The sequence below is a fragment of the Paraburkholderia gardini genome (genome assembly GCF_907164545.1).
GTDB lineage: Bacteria > Pseudomonadota > Gammaproteobacteria > Burkholderiales > Burkholderiaceae > Paraburkholderia > Paraburkholderia gardini.
In genome coordinates this window covers 21,810-36,540 of the sequence record NZ_CAJQZB010000051.1, presented here as the reverse complement: position 1 = coordinate 36,540, position 14,731 = coordinate 21,810, and the positions used below count along the sequence as shown (strand labels likewise).

General features: G+C 60.8%; 18 protein-coding genes. 8 read left to right on the top strand and 10 right to left on the bottom strand.

The features are described 5' to 3' along the window. The 3 genes from LPA37_RS25655 to tnpA all read right to left on the bottom strand — a co-directional run. Window positions 1-300: transposase (locus LPA37_RS25655; RefSeq protein WP_229014063.1), on the bottom strand; the 300-nt coding region annotated here is incomplete at its 3' end. A 41-nt stretch (window positions 301-341) separates the two neighbouring features. After that, window positions 342-689: an IS66 family insertion sequence element accessory protein TnpB gene (gene tnpB / locus LPA37_RS25650; RefSeq protein WP_229014062.1), complete on the bottom strand. Its 348-nt coding sequence runs from the start codon at window positions 687-689 to the stop codon at window positions 342-344. Further along, on the bottom strand, window positions 686-1,099 hold the full coding sequence (gene tnpA, locus LPA37_RS25645; RefSeq protein ID WP_229014061.1) for an IS66-like element accessory protein TnpA: 414 nt from the start codon (window positions 1,097-1,099) through the stop codon (window positions 686-688). The genes tnpB and tnpA overlap by 4 nt, the downstream gene beginning before the upstream one ends. Window positions 1,100-1,175: 76 nt before the next feature. On the opposite strand from tnpA, the gene LPA37_RS25640 reads away from it, so the two are divergent. Continuing rightward, window positions 1,176-1,985 (top strand): LysR substrate-binding domain-containing protein, encoded by an 810-nt coding sequence (locus LPA37_RS25640; protein ID WP_324251904.1) that lies wholly within the window; start codon window positions 1,176-1,178, stop codon window positions 1,983-1,985. Between the two features lie 135 nt (window positions 1,986-2,120). On the opposite strand, the gene LPA37_RS25635 is transcribed toward LPA37_RS25640, so the two are convergent. The 4 genes from LPA37_RS25635 to LPA37_RS25620 are packed head-to-tail and all read right to left on the bottom strand — an operon-like array spanning window position 2,121 to window position 3,243. Next, entirely contained in the window at window positions 2,121-2,378 is a 258-nt protein-coding gene (locus LPA37_RS25635; protein ID WP_228980718.1) for a hypothetical protein, read from the bottom strand. Window positions 2,379-2,394: 16 nt separating this feature from the next. Continuing rightward, window positions 2,395-2,595: a hypothetical protein gene (locus LPA37_RS25630; protein WP_229014059.1), complete on the bottom strand. Its 201-nt coding sequence runs from the start codon at window positions 2,593-2,595 to the stop codon at window positions 2,395-2,397. 11 nt (window positions 2,596-2,606) lie between these two features. Next, on the bottom strand, window positions 2,607-3,023 hold the full coding sequence (locus LPA37_RS25625; RefSeq protein ID WP_229014058.1) for a type II toxin-antitoxin system VapC family toxin: 417 nt from the start codon (window positions 3,021-3,023) through the stop codon (window positions 2,607-2,609). Then, window positions 3,010-3,243 (bottom strand): FitA-like ribbon-helix-helix domain-containing protein, encoded by a 234-nt coding sequence (locus tag LPA37_RS25620; protein WP_200623186.1) that lies wholly within the window; start codon window positions 3,241-3,243, stop codon window positions 3,010-3,012. Before LPA37_RS25620 ends, LPA37_RS25625 begins: the two co-directional genes overlap by 14 nt. A 487-nt stretch (window positions 3,244-3,730) precedes the next feature. Between LPA37_RS25620 and LPA37_RS25615 the strand changes: the two genes are divergently transcribed. The 7 genes from LPA37_RS25615 to LPA37_RS25585 all read left to right on the top strand — a co-directional run bounded on the left by LPA37_RS25615 (window position 3,731) and on the right by LPA37_RS25585 (window position 11,775). Beyond that, window positions 3,731-4,606 carry a LysR family transcriptional regulator gene (locus tag LPA37_RS25615; RefSeq protein ID WP_229014057.1) on the top strand — a complete coding sequence of 292 codons (876 nt, stop codon included), beginning with the start codon at window positions 3,731-3,733 and terminating at the stop codon, window positions 4,604-4,606. A 154-nt stretch (window positions 4,607-4,760) separates the two neighbouring features. After that, a complete protein-coding gene (locus LPA37_RS25610; protein ID WP_229014056.1) occupies window positions 4,761-5,777 on the top strand; it encodes a succinylglutamate desuccinylase/aspartoacylase family protein in 1,017 nt (338 codons plus the stop codon). A 62-nt stretch (window positions 5,778-5,839) separates the two neighbouring features. Continuing rightward, window positions 5,840-7,204 (top strand): MFS transporter, encoded by a 1,365-nt coding sequence (locus LPA37_RS25605; RefSeq protein ID WP_229014055.1) that lies wholly within the window; start codon window positions 5,840-5,842, stop codon window positions 7,202-7,204. 29 nt (window positions 7,205-7,233) lie between these two features. Further along, the gene (locus LPA37_RS25600; RefSeq protein WP_229014054.1) at window positions 7,234-8,133 is read left to right on the top strand and encodes an MBL fold metallo-hydrolase; all 900 of its coding nucleotides are present in this window, start codon (window positions 7,234-7,236) and stop codon (window positions 8,131-8,133) included. Between the two features lie 471 nt (window positions 8,134-8,604). Continuing rightward, on the top strand, window positions 8,605-9,486 hold the full coding sequence (locus tag LPA37_RS25595) for an ATPase (protein WP_229014053.1): 882 nt from the start codon (window positions 8,605-8,607) through the stop codon (window positions 9,484-9,486). A gap of 17 nt (window positions 9,487-9,503) precedes the next feature. Continuing rightward, window positions 9,504-11,210: an ATP-dependent helicase gene (locus LPA37_RS25590; RefSeq protein ID WP_229014052.1), complete on the top strand. Its 1,707-nt coding sequence runs from the start codon at window positions 9,504-9,506 to the stop codon at window positions 11,208-11,210. Window positions 11,211-11,238: 28 nt separating this feature from the next. Continuing rightward, window positions 11,239-11,775 carry a hypothetical protein gene (locus tag LPA37_RS25585; RefSeq protein ID WP_229014051.1) on the top strand — a complete coding sequence of 179 codons (537 nt, stop codon included), beginning with the start codon at window positions 11,239-11,241 and terminating at the stop codon, window positions 11,773-11,775. Between the two features lie 269 nt (window positions 11,776-12,044). Here LPA37_RS25585 and LPA37_RS25580 read toward each other — a convergent pair whose 3' ends face one another. From LPA37_RS25580 to LPA37_RS25570, 3 genes are all read right to left on the bottom strand, one after another. Further along, window positions 12,045-12,557 (bottom strand): hypothetical protein, encoded by a 513-nt coding sequence (locus LPA37_RS25580; RefSeq protein ID WP_229014050.1) that lies wholly within the window; start codon window positions 12,555-12,557, stop codon window positions 12,045-12,047. Window positions 12,558-12,594: 37 nt separating this feature from the next. Continuing rightward, a complete protein-coding gene (locus LPA37_RS25575; protein ID WP_229014049.1) occupies window positions 12,595-12,990 on the bottom strand; it encodes a bactofilin family protein in 396 nt (131 codons plus the stop codon). A 955-nt stretch (window positions 12,991-13,945) separates the two neighbouring features. Beyond that, on the bottom strand, window positions 13,946-14,524 hold the full coding sequence (locus LPA37_RS25570; RefSeq protein ID WP_229014048.1) for a DUF1845 domain-containing protein: 579 nt from the start codon (window positions 14,522-14,524) through the stop codon (window positions 13,946-13,948). Window positions 14,525-14,731 lie beyond the last annotated feature (207 nt).

Sequence of the window (14,731 nt, the reverse complement as noted above, 5' to 3'; positions counted from 1 at the left end):
GTGTGCAGGGAATTCGCGCGAGCGGCGGCGTAGTGGGACCGCCGGCGCTGTCGTGTCTACAGGTTCATCAGGCACCGGTTCTGGCGCCGGTGCCGGCACGGCATCCTGCTGCGGCAGTGCCCCACCACTGAGTGCGAGCTGCAGTTGTCCCGTCAGTTCTGCCATGCGCTCCGACGAGCGTCCGTACTGCCAGCGCCTCAGGCGCGAGATCTCGGCAAGCAGGCGCGCGATCGTTTCTTCGCGCGAGACAAGCATGCGCTTGAGTGTGTCGATGTCGTCGGGGAGTCGGCTGACTGGCATGCCTGAGAGTTTACCAGGCGCGCGCAGAAGCGGGGGCAAATTTACGCGGCTGACGTGGGCTTCCAGGTTCGTTCGGGGCGTCGCCAGTCGATGCCTTCGAGCAGCATCGACAGTTGTGCCGCCGACAGATGGATGCATCCCGCGTCGGCCTGCGGCCAGATGAAACGGCCTCGCTCCAGGCGCTTGACGTACAGGTTCATTCCATCGCCACTCCACCACAGCAGTTTCACCAGATCGCCCCGGCGACCACGGAAAGCGAACACGTGGCCCGAGAACGGGTCTTGCTCAAGGGCCACCTGCGCCAGTGCAGCCAGACCATCCATGCCACGGCGCATGTCGGTGACGCCTGCGGCGAGCCAGATGCGGGTGCCGGTCGGCAGCGCGATCATGCCGGCCTCAGGCAATGCAGCACCAGTCGCAACTGGGCCGGGGCGACCTTCCCGCTCACTCGCACGCGTGCGCCATTGAGCTCGATCTCAATACCTGAAGTCGCGGCTTCCTGTGCGTGCGATGGCAATTGCGCTGTCGGCACCGGTAGCGACGAAACCGCCATAGGATCATCCGGCGATATCGCCACCGGAACGAACACGGCCGTCTCGCTCACCGTCCTGTTGTCCAGTAGACCGGCACGGTACTGCCTGCGCCACTTGAACACCATGTTCGGATTCAGACTGCGCGACTGTGCGAGCTTCGCCACTGAGATGCCGGGCTCGCAAGCGGCTATCGCAACTTCACGCCGGAATTCAGGCGCGTAATTCGGCCGCCCCTTGCGGCTTCCAGCACTGCCGATCTCTGTCATCAAAGTGGTCCCCACTACTCGAAGTGATGGACATCACTTTGGACACGCTCAACGTCGATGTCGATACGGCCTTCAAATGACGCTTACCTTCCAACGCAGCACGAGAAGCGTCCGGCTTACGTCCGAAGGCGAGGTGTTCCTGGAAAGGTGCAGACGGATTTTCGGGGAAGTTCAAGCGGCCGAGGACGAACTTAGTGCAATGGCCCAACATCCGCGAGGGAGGCTAAGGGTGGGGCTGTCACTTTCGGCGGGACTACCATTTCCAGTGCTTTCAGCCTTTATAGAGCAACATCCCGAGATTGAACTCGATCTTGATTTCACTGATCGACTGGTCGACGTAATCGATGAAGGATTTGACGTCGTCATTCGCGGGAGCGCGCTTCGAGATTCACGGCTGGTATCTCGCCTGCTGGGTTCCTGGCGCGCCTGTCTGGTCGCCGCTCCGGAGTATCTGAAACGAAAGGGAACCCCCACGAATCTGGATGATCTTTTGAATCATGCATGTCTGCACTATCGTTGGACACCCACTGGAAAACTGTACCAATGGCCGCTGCGGCATTCGACATTCACAGCGGCAGGCTCGTCGCTGCCTTTGACGGTGGTGTGCAACAGCCTGGACATGTTGCTTTATATGGCTCTGGCAGGGCGCGGGATCGCATGCGTGCCTGATTTCTCTGTCAAGAACGCGCTCGCCGATGGACGCCTTAAAACCGTACTGGACCCTTACGTGACGGACTCCAACGGTATCCATGTGGTGTGGCCCAGCAGTCGGAAAATGACGCCAAAGGTGCGGGTATTCGTCGATTTTGTGCACGCCCATTTTGGCAAGTACCTGGTCGCTAAAGCAGATGACCCGAAACGACAAATGGTCCGGCCACCCGCTTGAATACAAACTTCACAGGAACGGTGCTCGAGGGTAAAGGCCGCGACGAACTCGACGCAGCGACCTGTTTTGCAGATGAGCCACGCTGCGACGGTCATCGCGAATGCCGCCTCACGTCCGTCAGCACTCAACATGCGCTCAAGTGTCGATGAAGGCGAACTTTCGAATCGTAGCTCGCGCCCATTCGAGAACGGTCTTGCCTGTCTTCGCGTCGATCATCCGGCAGTAATCCGCGTTGCCGCAAAATACCGCTACATAGAATTGGGCCAACCAGTGCCAAGGAGTCGAAAACTTCGGCATATTGACGCCGCGCCCCGTATAGACCTGGTAGCGATAGCCCAGCCCTGCGTAGCTATTTCTCTGTTCCGTCGATTGCTTTTCTTGACTGTCCGTCATGGTGGCTTTTCCTTGGTCAAACAGTGACGGCTTCGGCACGAAACTGGATGCTTAATGAAACCATCGAATCCTTTCCGCACGACGGACACGTAACCTGATCGACAAAACCAGACAGATCGCCTTCGGCGCATGCGCCTGCTGTCGCGCTTTCAAAGCGATTGTGCTCCTTGCACCAGGGACATTTCCAGTCGTCAATGGAGATGGTCGGTCGTGGCATTTCACTTTTCCTTAGTCAAAGGGATTCAACAACCGCACCCCTGTTCCTGCAAAATCATCGACGTTGCGCGTCACAACGGTCAGGTCATGAATCAAAGCCGTGGCCGCAATCAGTTTGTCCAAGGCATGCTCTGGATGGGGCACCCGAAGCCGTCCCCATAGCTGCCCGATTTCTTCGTCTACCGACAGAACATTTTGGGCATAGTCAGCCATGATTGCCCCGAGCCAAGTTTCGAGGATCGTCGCCTGCTGCGTGTCGCCCCTGTGGCGGATCAACTCAACTCCACGGCGCAATTCCGCAACAGTAACCACGGACAAGTAAATATCGCTGTCCTCTCGCATTGCCTGGCGGAAGAAGGCACGCACCCCCTTGTTCGCGCGGTCCCGCTTTCTGACCTCGCTGATGACGTTCGTATCAACCAAATACACGCGACGCCTCGCCGTCATCGACGCGCTCAAAATCCGAATCTGAACCGACGTTTGGAATCCCCGTCAACACTTCCGCGAAGCTTTTACGCTTGGGCTTCCGCAGGGCCTTTGCCAGTATTTCGCGATGCTCGGCTTCGGCGCTGCGGCCATGAGCAGCGGCCAGCTCGCGCAAACTCTGGACCAAGCTGTCGTCCACGTTGCGCACCAAAAGATTTGCCATTGCAGTAACTCCTGTGATGATGCTATCAATGATAGCATCCGGACGGAGGAATGCAAGCATTGATAGCATCGAAAACGCCATGCGGTTCGTAACTGATATCGGCTAAATGCGGAGTTTTCTTCAGTCCCATTCCAAGTGATCGAAGGCGGATACTCGCCGCAGCAGATTCGTCGCACGTCAAACCTGCGTTTCGCGTTTCCACACGGCCTCGACCCTCTCCGGACAGTCGCGTGGGTTTAACGGCGATGGGCGGCTTACGAGTGCACAGCGGTCGCCCGCACCATTTCGACGCCCAACGCACACGCGATGTTTACGCACCGTCGGCGCGTGCAGTCAGCCCCTCGGTTGATCCCGGCGTTTGTCCCACGCCGGTCGCCGCTGCGTAATCCGCTTCCCATCGTCTGGCTTACGCTGATTGGCACTCCATCGCTGTTCCACGTATGCAATGGTTTAACATCCTGCGTTAACGTCCTAGACTGATATTTCCATGGAACTCCGGCATCTTCGATATTTCATTGCCGTCGCTGAGTTGCGAAGCGTCCGCGCGGCGTCTGAGCAACTGCACGTGACGCAGCCGGCGATTTCCCGCCAGATTCAGGACCTTGAAAATACCATTGGCGCAACGTTGTTCGAACGTGCGCCGCGCGGCCTCAAGCTCACGGCGGCGGGCGAAGCCTACCTGTCCGAAGTGCGCGACATCCTTGCCCGCGTCGATGCGGCGAATCGTCTTGCTCGCCGCATCGCATCTGGCGTGCAAGGTCATTTGCGGATTGGCTTCGTTGAAAACGCGGCTTGGAGCGGCATCGTCTCCAGCGCATTGAGCGAGTTCGAGCGGGCAACACCTCAAGTGTCACTCGAACTCCAGCCGCTGAATACACCCGTGCAACTTGAAGCGATCGCAGCAGGACGACTCGACGGCGGGTTTTGCTATCGTATTGGCGTGCTTCCCGAAGGCATCGCAAGCGTGCCTGTGCTCGAACAGAATGTCGTGCTGGCCGTGCCCAAAACGTGGCCGCTCGGCAAGACTGGAACGGTTGCGGCGACGGAACTCAAGGAAACCCCGTTTATCGCTTTTCCTCGACACGTCTACCCAGCGTACTACGACCGGCTGCTGTCCGCCTGCGCCGAGCGCAGTCTTACGCTCGACATCCGGCAGGAGGCCAGCACCGAAACGGCAATCCTTTCGCTTGTGTCCGCGGGGATGGGAGTCGCGATCGTGAACGCCGCAAATCGTGATCGTCCACCGGCACGCGTGCGTTTCGTCGCATTGCAAGATCTGTCGGTGCCGTTGCCGCTCGAATTCTGCTTTGTGGAAAACGGAGCAAACGTGGCGTTGGACCGATTCGTCGACCGGCTCAGGTAGGCCACACCCTACCGTCTCACGCGGATGGATGAGTCCGTAACCGGTGATGCCTTCAAGGCATCACCCGACGCAGAAAACGGCAATAGTCAGGCGTTTTATCGTCGGCGATAGTAAAGACAACCGGGGCGCCGCCTCGCTCTTTACTGATCGCACCATGTCCAATCTTCCATCTCTTATCACCAGTGACGTAGATTTCGAGCGCACAGGTTTGCAGACCGGCACGCTCCGGCTGCCCTGGTCGCATGACCGTTCGGCCTATGGCCATATTCCCATCCCGCTCGCGGTATTCAACGCTGGAGCGGGCACAGGCCCAACGGTTCTGCTGACAGGGGGCAACCATGGCGACGAATACGAAGGGCCCGTCGCGCTGATGAAACTGCTTCAGCGGCTGCCGTCGATGACCATCCGCGGCCGCCTCATCGTCATACCCGCGCTGAATTTCCCCGCCTTCCTCAACGGCTCGCGCACGTCTCCTATCGACCGCGGCAATCTGAACCGGCTCTTCCCGGGGGCGCGCAATGGGCAGCCAACAGAGATGATCGCGCACTATGTCGAAACCGAACTGCTGCCGCGCGCCGACGTCGTCATCGATCTTCACGCCGGAGGCGCATCGTTCGAGCATGCCCCCACGCTCCTCGCGTCACCGCCGACAGAAGGCGAGCGGCGCGCGTTGTATCTTGACCTCGTCCGCGCGTTCGGCGCACCGAACACGATGATCATGGATCTGCTCGGCGAAGACCGCACATTCGCGGCCGCGGCTGAACGCCACGGAAAGCTCTTCCTTTGCGGCGAATTCGGCGGTCACGCGGGCTGCGATGCAACCAACCTCGCGATCGTCGAAGGTGGTCTCAAGCGTGTGCTGCACCGCCTCGGCATGACGCCCGACGAGCCCCTGCCGCGCGCAGGCGAGACGCGCTTCCTCCGCGTGGAAGGCACGCGCCACTACGTGTACTCGCCGCTCGCAGGCGTGCTGGAACTCACCTTTGCACTCGGCGATCAGGTTCGTGAAGGACAACTGGCCGGGCGCATCTTCGATCCGCACCGGCCATGGGAGGCACCGCTGGAGATCCGCTTTTGCGGAGACGGCAGGGTGATGTGCGTGCGAACGTTCGCGCGCGTCGAACCCGGCGACTGCATCGCGCTGCTAGCCGCCGACGTTCACGCAGATTGATCACCGCATAGGCACAGCGATTGCCGAAGCCCACACCCCGACTCACGATCCGGAGACATCACTTGAGCGCCCATCCCCCTTTGACCCAACCAGCCGGACAAGCCGCGCGGCTCGCCTATAGCGACGTGCGGCACCCGACCTACATCGTGTTGCTGTTCTTCGTCTGCTTCGCGTTCTCGTATCTGGACCGGCAGACCGTTAGCATTCTCGTGCAACCGATCAAGCAATCGCTCGCGCTCACGGATACGGAAATCGGCGTGCTACAGGGCCTTTCTTTCACGATGTGTTACGCAACGGCGGGCGTTTTCGTCGCGCGGCTCGTCGATCGAGCCAACCGGGTGAAGCTGATCGCCGCGTGCATCGCGATCTGGGCAATATCGACCACCCTATGTGGATTCGCCACGAACTTCCCGGAACTGCTAGTCGCCCGCGCAGGGACCGCGATTGCCGAAGCGGCACTGAGCCCCGCCGCACTGTCGATCTTTGGCGACATCTTCGCGCCTCGCCGAGTCGCGCGCGCCAGCAGCGTCTTCATGCTCGGGCCGTATGTCGGAGGTGGCATCGCGCTGTTCGGCGGCGGCATGCTGCTGTCGGCGGCGCACGGCAACAGCGGTGCATGGCTCGCGACGCATGGTGTTGCGCCCTGGCAAGCGGTGTTCATCGTGGTCGGCCTGCCCGGACTCGTATTGGCCACGCTGGTGGCATTCACGATTCGCGAACCCATGCGCATCGAGACGCTCGATCATGCGACGCAGACAAAAGACGTCTTGCCGTCACTACGCGACGTCATGATCGAACTGTTCGTGCGCAATCGCTTCTGTCTTCCCTACTTCGCAGCGTACGTGGCATTGATCACGCTGTTCTATTCGCACGCCGCCTGGTTTCCGACCTTGCTCATGCGGCAATTTCATCTGGCTCCGAAGCAGGTCGGCCAGATGGCCGCGCCGGCTTACATGATCGGCGGAATACTCGGGATCGCGTGTGCCGGCGTGCTCGCGACCCGCGTGACCGATGACAGCACACTGCGCAAGGTGCTCGGCCTCTCCGCCGTCGCGGTTGCTACACTGGTTCCCGCCGCCATCGCGATGCCGCTGGTCAGCGATAGCACGGTCGCAATCGTGCTGTACGGCGTCTGCGCGTTCACCGCGAGTATCGCGATGGGCCTTGCGCCCGTGCCGTTGCAGATCGCCGTGCCAAACCGCATGCGCGGCCGTTCGATAGCATTGCTCGTGTTCATGACCAACGCGATCAGCGGAGGCGTGGGTCCGCTGGCCGTCGGCTATCTGAACGAACACTTCGGGCACACGGGCACCAGCCTGGGCGTGGCGCTCGCGTCGGTCGGCGGTGTTGCCGCGCTGATCAGTGCCGCACTTTACGCACTGGCTACCCGGCGCGTGCCAGTTGCGCGTGAGATGCACGCAGCGTGAGTAGCCCCATTACTTTGAGGAGAATCGTCATGAAAGACGCATCCAACGTCCATCATGTCGGCGAGGCAACCATTACGCGAGTCAATGAAACCGCCTTCGCGCTGGCTCCTGACGTATTGTTCCCCGAGTGGGACGCCGCCGTTGGCCGTGCCCTGGAAGAACACCTCGGAACGGCCAGCCTCGACCTTGTCAATCGACGCATACCGTTGGAAACACATTTGTGGGTCGTCGAAACCGGTGGTCTGACTATCGTCATCGATACGGGGATCGGCAATGGAAAGTCACGACCGTTCAATTCACTGTTCGATAGACTCGACAACCCCGTGCTCGAGCGTTTCGAAGCGGCAGGCTTTCGCCGCGAGCAAGTGAACTATGTGCTGCTCACGCATTTGCACGTCGACCATGTCGGATGGAACACGCATTGGCACGAGGGCCGCTGGATGCCCGTATTTCCGAACGCCACCTATGTATTCAGCCAGCGCGAGCGCGACTATTTCGCCGCGCCTGGAGGAGAACCGCGGCGCATGGTATTCGAGGACAGTGTCCGGCCCGTTATCGAAGCACAACAGGCCCAAATCGTGCCGGATGCAGGAGAAGAAATTGTCGATGGCATCCACTTTCTGCCGACACCGGGTCACAGCATCGGTCATATGGCCATTGAGATTCGCTCGCGGGGAGAAACTGCGTTGTTCTCTGGCGACGTTATGCATAGTCCGCTGCAGGTCTATCGTCCGCAGTGGAATTCGACGTTCTGCCTGGATCAGCAGCAGGCGCGCGATTCGCGAAAATGGCTGCTCGGACATGCGGCGAGAACAGGCGCGACGGTATTCGCTGCCCACTTTCCGGAGACGTCGGCCGGTACGGTGCGCGTGGGCCCGGAGGGCTTCGAATGGCACTACCTGAATCGAGCAAAATCGAAAGACGCCTGACGAAGTCGACGACGCGAACGGGGCGAGCTGCACTCGTGCTGCTGCTCCCGAGTTTGCTGCACAACCTATAGCCGCCGTCGGCAGGTTGTCACGCCAATGACGGCAACGGCCATCGAATGGCCGGTTGTAGGTGGAGTAGCCGACATCTGAACGTCCGAGCGACGATGGATGTGAACGGCGCCTTGTGGCCGGAGCGTGACCTCTGACCATCTATCGCTCCGCGCGGTGATTGCTGCGCCGTACGAGCAGAATGCAACCATCGAATCTGAATACGCCAAGAAATCTCGACTGCGCGTCGATGGTGAAGGCTCTGTCGAGCGATTCCATCGCTGTCTCTGATGATCCGGAAAATCCTGTCTCGCGCAAAAGAGCATCGAAATCACCCATGTTTTGCGCCACTGTGGCCCGCGAGTCGTCGCAACAATAGGTCATGCCGCGCGCGTGCGCGTGCTCTTTTAACAGGGAAGACCTATGAGCACTATCAAAGAAGAGACAAACCTCGCAGACGCCGAGCAGAGAGCAGGCGCGGTCGGCGTGTTTGGCGCCGGCACGCTGGGAGCGGGTACACCCGAGGCTGCGGCGCTGAACCCGACGCTCTCTACCGATGGTGCGGACGACGGCGAGATCGAGCGCGAACTTCAGCAGATGGAAGACGCCGCGACCACCCTCCAGAAGGAAGGGATGATCAGCGAGTCCGAACTGGCCGAGAAGCGCGAACAGGTCGCCCGCACCCGCAAACTGTTCCGTGAAATGTCGCCCGCCGAGCGCGCAGCGATCGTGCAACGCCGCCGTGAGATCGGCCGCGAACTCATGAGCCGTCAGCTTTCTGGCGCAGCGGTCGTGAAGGCCGCCATGCGACTGAACCACACCCGCCTGAAGCCGCTCTTCGAGCAATGGTGGCCGTACCTGAACCGTATGAGCATCAACATGCAGCGGTTTGGGCGCTCGACGTTTGGCGCCGACGATCAGGGCACGGTAACCGCGTGGTTCGAGAAGCAGATTGGGGATCTGGAAGCGTACGTCGACGAGCAGCTGACGGTCGCGCGCGAGTTCCGCAGCAAGACTGAAACGAAGATGCGCGAGCAGGGCGATATCGTATTCCAGCCGAGCGTGACGAAGCCGTCGCTGGACATTGAGGTCGAGGCGTATTCGCGCTTTTCGATGCGCCTGCTGTCGTTGATGCTCAAATTCGACCAGGTGATGGATAACTTCGACTTCCTCGTCTGGAACGGTGTTCGCGACCAGTCGGACGTCGACGAGGAAACCTCGCGCTTCCTGCGCAAGTTCCATCCGGTTGGCGTACGCGGCTACATGACCCACCTGCGCCTGATGTCTACGGTTCGCGGCCGTTAGTCCATAGGCGACCTGTCATGCTCGACAAGCTGAATCCGCAGCAGCGCGAGGTGGCACAGTTGCGCCGCCACTGCGTCGCAATCGCCTGCCCGGGCGCGGGGAAAACCAAAACCATTGCGACCAAGGCGGCGCTGCTGCTGGCCGACCCGTCCGCGATTGTCTGTGCGGTGACGTTCAGCAAGGACGCCGCGGTCGAATTGCGCGAGCGCATTCTCACGCTCGCCGGCGCTACCGTGAAGAAGCGGCTGATCGCGGGCACGTTCCACTCGTTGGCATTCAAGCAGTTGACGCCGCCGGGCGGCAGGAAGCGTGACATCGCGTCCGACGGCGACCGGATGGGCCTGCTTGCGCGCGTGATCGCGGAACTCGGGCTGGAATGGAAGCCGGAAGAGGTCGTACCGGTCATCGAGCGCATCAAGACGAATTTCGGCCGGGTCGAGGCGGGTATGGCTGACGCGCAGCTTTACAACGCGTATCAGGAGGCGCTCACACGTAACGGCAAGATCGACTTTCAGGACATGCTGCGGCTCTCGGTTGCGGGCATGGAAGCCGGTGAGATCCAGCCGTACCGGATCACAGATCTCCTTGTCGACGAATTTCAGGATACCGACCCGCTGCAATACCGGTGGGTCGAACTGCACGCGAAGGCGGGCGCGAACGTCACGGTCGTGGGCGACGATGATCAGAGCATCTATGGGTTTCGGGCGGCGCTCGGGTTTCGCGGCATGGAAAACTTTGCCAAAACGTTCGATGCCCAACGCGTTGTACTCGGCAGCAACTATCGTTGTAGAAGCGAAATTCTGTCGGCTGCCGACTCGGTGATCCGCAACAACGTTGACCGCATACCCAAGTTATTGCATGCGGAGCGTGGCATCGGTGGGGCGGTAGCTACGCGCCGGTTTGAGGATGAATACGGGGATGCGGTGGCTGCGGTCGAGGCGTTGCAGCCAATGCTGGCCGCCGGCCGTTCGTGCGCAATCCTTGCGCGCACGAACCGGATACTGGACCCGATCGAGGCGGTTTGCCGGTCTCACGGTGTGAAGTACTACCGCGCGTCCGGTAGCTCGGTGATCAACCGCCCGCAGGGCGCGCTGATGTGCAACCTGCTCGAAATCGCCGAAGGCCGTAAGACCAACGGCCTGGACGCTGTCCTCGGACATATGGGCATGGGTTCGGGCGACCTGATGGTCCTGCATCGGGATATGGGAGCCGCGCTCGTTCAGCGACAGAAGAAAGACCTCGTGGCGCTCGGCGTCTCTGAAGAGACGGCCACCGCGTACCGCGGATTCATGAAGCGCCTCGCCGAATGGCAGGCGTTGTGCGAACGTCAGTTTTACTCGCTTGCGCTCGAAGGTGTCCTCGAATGGATGATGACGTATGCGAAGGGCGATCAGGCAATCCGCGCGATTCAGGGCACCTACGACGTGATCTCGCGGCTGAACGGGCCGTTCTCCGAGCGCATCGAATTCCTGAGGCGCGATAACAACCAGCCGGCCGCCGATGCACTGGTGCTCACTACCATGCATAGCTCGAAGGGTCTCGAATGGGACCATGTCTGGATTACGCGCGCAGAAGAAGGTGTCGTACCCGACGAGAAGAGCGCGGAGTCCGAGGAGCGGCGGCTTTTCTATGTCGCCATGACGCGGGCGCGCGACAGTTTGACCATTGCGACGATCAAGAAAAACGCCGTCTCACGTTTCGTCATCGAGTCGGCCATTCCGTAGGCATTGATCCGGCTTTCCTGGAGTAACCATGCTGCAACGACTGTTTGGCAGGCTCGGCGATGCGTCGGCCTCGACCGTTGGTCTTGTATCACACGACGCGGCGCAAACCGCTGGCCGCGCCCTGCATCAACTCTCGGCCGAACACTTCGACGTGGCAACCGCCACGGGCGACAGCCTCTGCTCATGGCACGCGGACGGTGAGGGTTTCCACTATGCCGTAGGTGCCGACGACTGGGTGCCGCTGGCGGTCGCGGGCTTTTTCCTGACAACGAACGGTCAATGCACCGCGTGGCTCGACGACAGCCTGCGTGAGCGCACCTGGATGAGCCCCGATGTGCTGGAATCGTGGCATGCGACGAACAGGCCGGTGCTGACCGGGTTCGGATCGCGCCTGGAGCAACAGCGTCGATTGCCGGCTCGACCGGCGGTCCCCACAGATCTCGAGCAGGATCTGGCGCCGCTCGCAAAAGCGAGCGAGATGGCCGAACTCTTTGCGCTCACGTGGCAGCGATTTCACGTGGTCTCGCCATTTCGGGTGCTTGGGGATACGGAGCCATACAAGTGACTGGGCACGCATCACGCGCTACGTCACGCACATCAGGCCAACGAGCACGCGCTCGAAAGGGTGCTGTCGTGGCTGTCGCTTTGGCTTGAGGCGCGCGGGATGACTGTCGACCGGAACGGGCAGCGGGTGCATCTGCCGGGCTATCAAGCGCTCTATTACCGACCTTCCGCCGAAATGTGGACGTGACTACAAACGATTGAACAACGCAAAAGGGGCGTCTCTCGCAAGAGGACGCCCCTTTTTGCGTGGACCATTCGGCCCTTGCCGCCCTACATCGACGCGTCGTTCAGCTTCAAGACAAGCCGGTAGTGCGCGTCCTTCATCGGGACGTCGACGGACTGTCCGACGGAGATATCCACTGAAATATCCTTTTCTGACAATCCGTGCACATCGACCACCAGGGACCGGCAGTCTGCCGGACCTGTCTGGCGCGTGCCGTCGGACGTTGTGTCCATCGCGGACACTAAAAGTCGGGCCTTGTCGCCATGAACTGCTACCGGCTGGACGAAAAGCGAGCGCCCGACAAACACCAACTCGCCCTTCAGTTTGACGTTATTACCGCCTCCAATGCATCTCGCAGACGGGACCTGTTCGCCACTCGAGTAGAGCAAAGGATTCGGGCCGATTTCGTCGCTGTTGATCACCTGACGGGCAGCAACGATCTGATGACCGTCCTTGAACCACGCGACGTCCAGTTCCTGAGCCTTCGTTGCCGCCTGTGCATGCGCTGCAATTGCCACAGTGAAAGCCATCGCGCCCAAAGCGCCGTAACGACGTTTCATGTTTTCTGTTTCCTCGTTGAATTATTGTGGTTGTGGATCAGCCGGCGCTGGTCGTGCGGGCCAGATGCTGGACATTGGACGCGCCGTTCTCGATGGTGAGTTCACGTGCAACCCGCGAGATCTGTCCTTCGAGCGACGCACGCGGGCCGAGCCGGATCGTGCCGCAGTAAAAGACATTCCCCTTCACACGACCGTTGATTTCGAGAATGCCGCGCGCGCGAACATCGCCTTCGACGGTGCCGTCGATGCGCACGTGCTCGCCTTCTACCTGTCCCTTGATCATGCCTCCGAGGCCGACGTGGAGAAGTCCGTCATTCGAGATGAGGCTGCCGCTGATGATGCCGAAGGTGCTCAATCCGTGATCGAGAATTACGTCGCCGTGGATGGTCAGGCCGGGCGACAGGAGGGTGACGTTAGGGGCTTGAGATTTCATGACGTGTGGTCTCAGAAAAGTTGAACGTCGCCGCCCTTCGAGCCGGCTTTGGTCGCGGGCCCAGGGTTGGCGTTAGAAGTGGTCGGCTGCGTAACGGGCTGAGCCGATGCCGGATCTTCCGACTTCGCCGGGTGGTGGGCCGTCACGTGATGGATCGCCCGCGGCGCTGGCCTGGCCGGCGCTTCGACAGCGGACGCGGCGTCCGGCGCGGAGGGTTGTGTCGGGGCCCGCTCCGCATGCGGTGCCTGTGCCGCCGGCTGGGAAACGACAGGTTGGGCCGTCTGACCTACCGTCGATTGTGCGGCGGCCGGTTGCGCCACAGGCACGGGATTCTGCGCGCGAATTGGCGAGGCGGCAGCACGCACGATCGCTGGGTCGGGCGCGGGATCCGATGCGCGGACAGCGGGTCTCGCGGCAGGTGCGGCTGCCGTTGCCAGCGCCTGCGCATCGACGTTCGCGAGAGCAGACGTGGGCGCGGGCTTTTCGTCGCCCAGATCCGCCGACGTGAGTGGGCGGGGTGGTGCGACGTTTATCGGCATATCGCCGCGAGGAATGGCATGAACCTGCGATGCCGCTGGTGGGACAGGCGGAGTCGCTTGCGTGGACAGATGGCTGTGCATCGTCTTCCAGAGTTTGGCGACGCTCATGCCGCCTCCCCCTGCGAGCGCGGCAATTGCTAAGAAAATTGCGAGTGGCTTGCCCACCTGACGCAGTCGGAAAGTGGGCGTGAAGCTGTGCCACCTCTGGCCGGAACGCGTGTCCGGCGCGGGCAGCGCCGGCATTGCTGCGGAATGGCCCGCAAGGTCGATCATGACAGGTTGGGACGAGTATTGTGCGTGGAGCGCCTGAATTTGTCGTATATCCATATCTGCCTCTTCAAGTTGACAGGTCGAGCGTATCCAACCGGCGCAAATGTCAATGCGCGGGGAGTGTTGAGAGCGGTAAAACCGATCGTCTACTGGTCGCGGCGGGTGCCGTCGAAGTCGTACTGATCGTTGTCGGGAATGCAGACCTGGGCGATGTGCCGGATACGCCGTTCGGCGTTGGCGAGGATGTTGGCGCGGTCAGTCGATTGAATTTTCTCGGCCAGAACCGCTTCGAGCGTCGCCACGAACAGGCGGTCAAACTGCGTCAGACAGCGCACCAGCGCACCCGCAAGTGGCCGCGTGATCTTCAGTTCGATGGCTTCATGGGGAAGCTCGATCGAACGCGCGTTGTGTTTCGCAACCCAGTCGATCGACTTTTTGAGCCACTCCGACGCTTCACGCACCGCCGTGTCGAGCGCATGCAGTTTTCCGCCGCGCGCCACCGCGATCTTGGCCGCACAGAAGTTGTAGTCAGAGCGAATGAAATTTCGCGCGAACTGCGAGCTGTACTGCAGCACGGTGAGCGTGTCGGACTCGGGAACGATGCGATCGATTCGCGAGTCGCTCGTGAGCCGTTCGATTGGCTTGAGGCCGCTCGCTGACGTAACGGATAACGCTGGTTTTTCCGGCCGTTCAGGATCGGGCGGAAGTTCTAGAACTGCGGCCATAGGATTTTATCGGGTGGTCTCTCTCACCGGCCATTGTGTGTGAAACCGCACACACCGTATCGGGCAAAAGCTGCGCTGATTTCGTTATCTTTCGGGAAAGGCAGACGCGCTTTTTCCGCAATACTGAATCTAATTCCTGCGTCACCGACGCATCGACCTCGACTCTGTAGCCCGGAGTCCATCTTCTGTCCTCAAGCCGTGCTCCTG

Excerpts from the sequence above, each read along its gene's own strand:
- tnpB (WP_229014062.1), bottom strand. The coding sequence starts at position 689 with ATGATCGCGCTGCCGACCGGCACCCGCATCTGGCTCGCCGCAGGCGTC.
- tnpA (WP_229014061.1), bottom strand. The coding sequence starts at position 1,099 with ATGACAGAGATCGGCAGTGCTGGAAGCCGCAAGGGGCGGCCGAATTAC.
- LPA37_RS25640 (WP_324251904.1), top strand. The coding sequence starts at position 1,176 with ATGACGCTTACCTTCCAACGCAGCACGAGAAGCGTCCGGCTTACGTCC.
- LPA37_RS25635 (WP_228980718.1), bottom strand. The coding sequence starts at position 2,378 with ATGACGGACAGTCAAGAAAAGCAATCGACGGAACAGAGAAATAGCTAC.
- LPA37_RS25630 (WP_229014059.1), bottom strand. The coding sequence starts at position 2,595 with ATGCCACGACCGACCATCTCCATTGACGACTGGAAATGTCCCTGGTGC.
- LPA37_RS25620 (WP_200623186.1), bottom strand. The coding sequence starts at position 3,243 with ATGGCAAATCTTTTGGTGCGCAACGTGGACGACAGCTTGGTCCAGAGT.
- LPA37_RS25615 (WP_229014057.1), top strand. The coding sequence starts at position 3,731 with ATGGAACTCCGGCATCTTCGATATTTCATTGCCGTCGCTGAGTTGCGA.
- LPA37_RS25610 (WP_229014056.1), top strand. The coding sequence starts at position 4,761 with ATGTCCAATCTTCCATCTCTTATCACCAGTGACGTAGATTTCGAGCGC.
- LPA37_RS25600 (WP_229014054.1), top strand. The coding sequence starts at position 7,234 with ATGAAAGACGCATCCAACGTCCATCATGTCGGCGAGGCAACCATTACG.
- LPA37_RS25595 (WP_229014053.1), top strand. The coding sequence starts at position 8,605 with ATGAGCACTATCAAAGAAGAGACAAACCTCGCAGACGCCGAGCAGAGA.
- LPA37_RS25590 (WP_229014052.1), top strand. The coding sequence starts at position 9,504 with ATGCTCGACAAGCTGAATCCGCAGCAGCGCGAGGTGGCACAGTTGCGC.
- LPA37_RS25585 (WP_229014051.1), top strand. The coding sequence starts at position 11,239 with ATGCTGCAACGACTGTTTGGCAGGCTCGGCGATGCGTCGGCCTCGACC.
- LPA37_RS25580 (WP_229014050.1), bottom strand. The coding sequence starts at position 12,557 with ATGAAACGTCGTTACGGCGCTTTGGGCGCGATGGCTTTCACTGTGGCA.
- LPA37_RS25575 (WP_229014049.1), bottom strand. The coding sequence starts at position 12,990 with ATGAAATCTCAAGCCCCTAACGTCACCCTCCTGTCGCCCGGCCTGACC.
- LPA37_RS25570 (WP_229014048.1), bottom strand. The coding sequence starts at position 14,524 with ATGGCCGCAGTTCTAGAACTTCCGCCCGATCCTGAACGGCCGGAAAAA.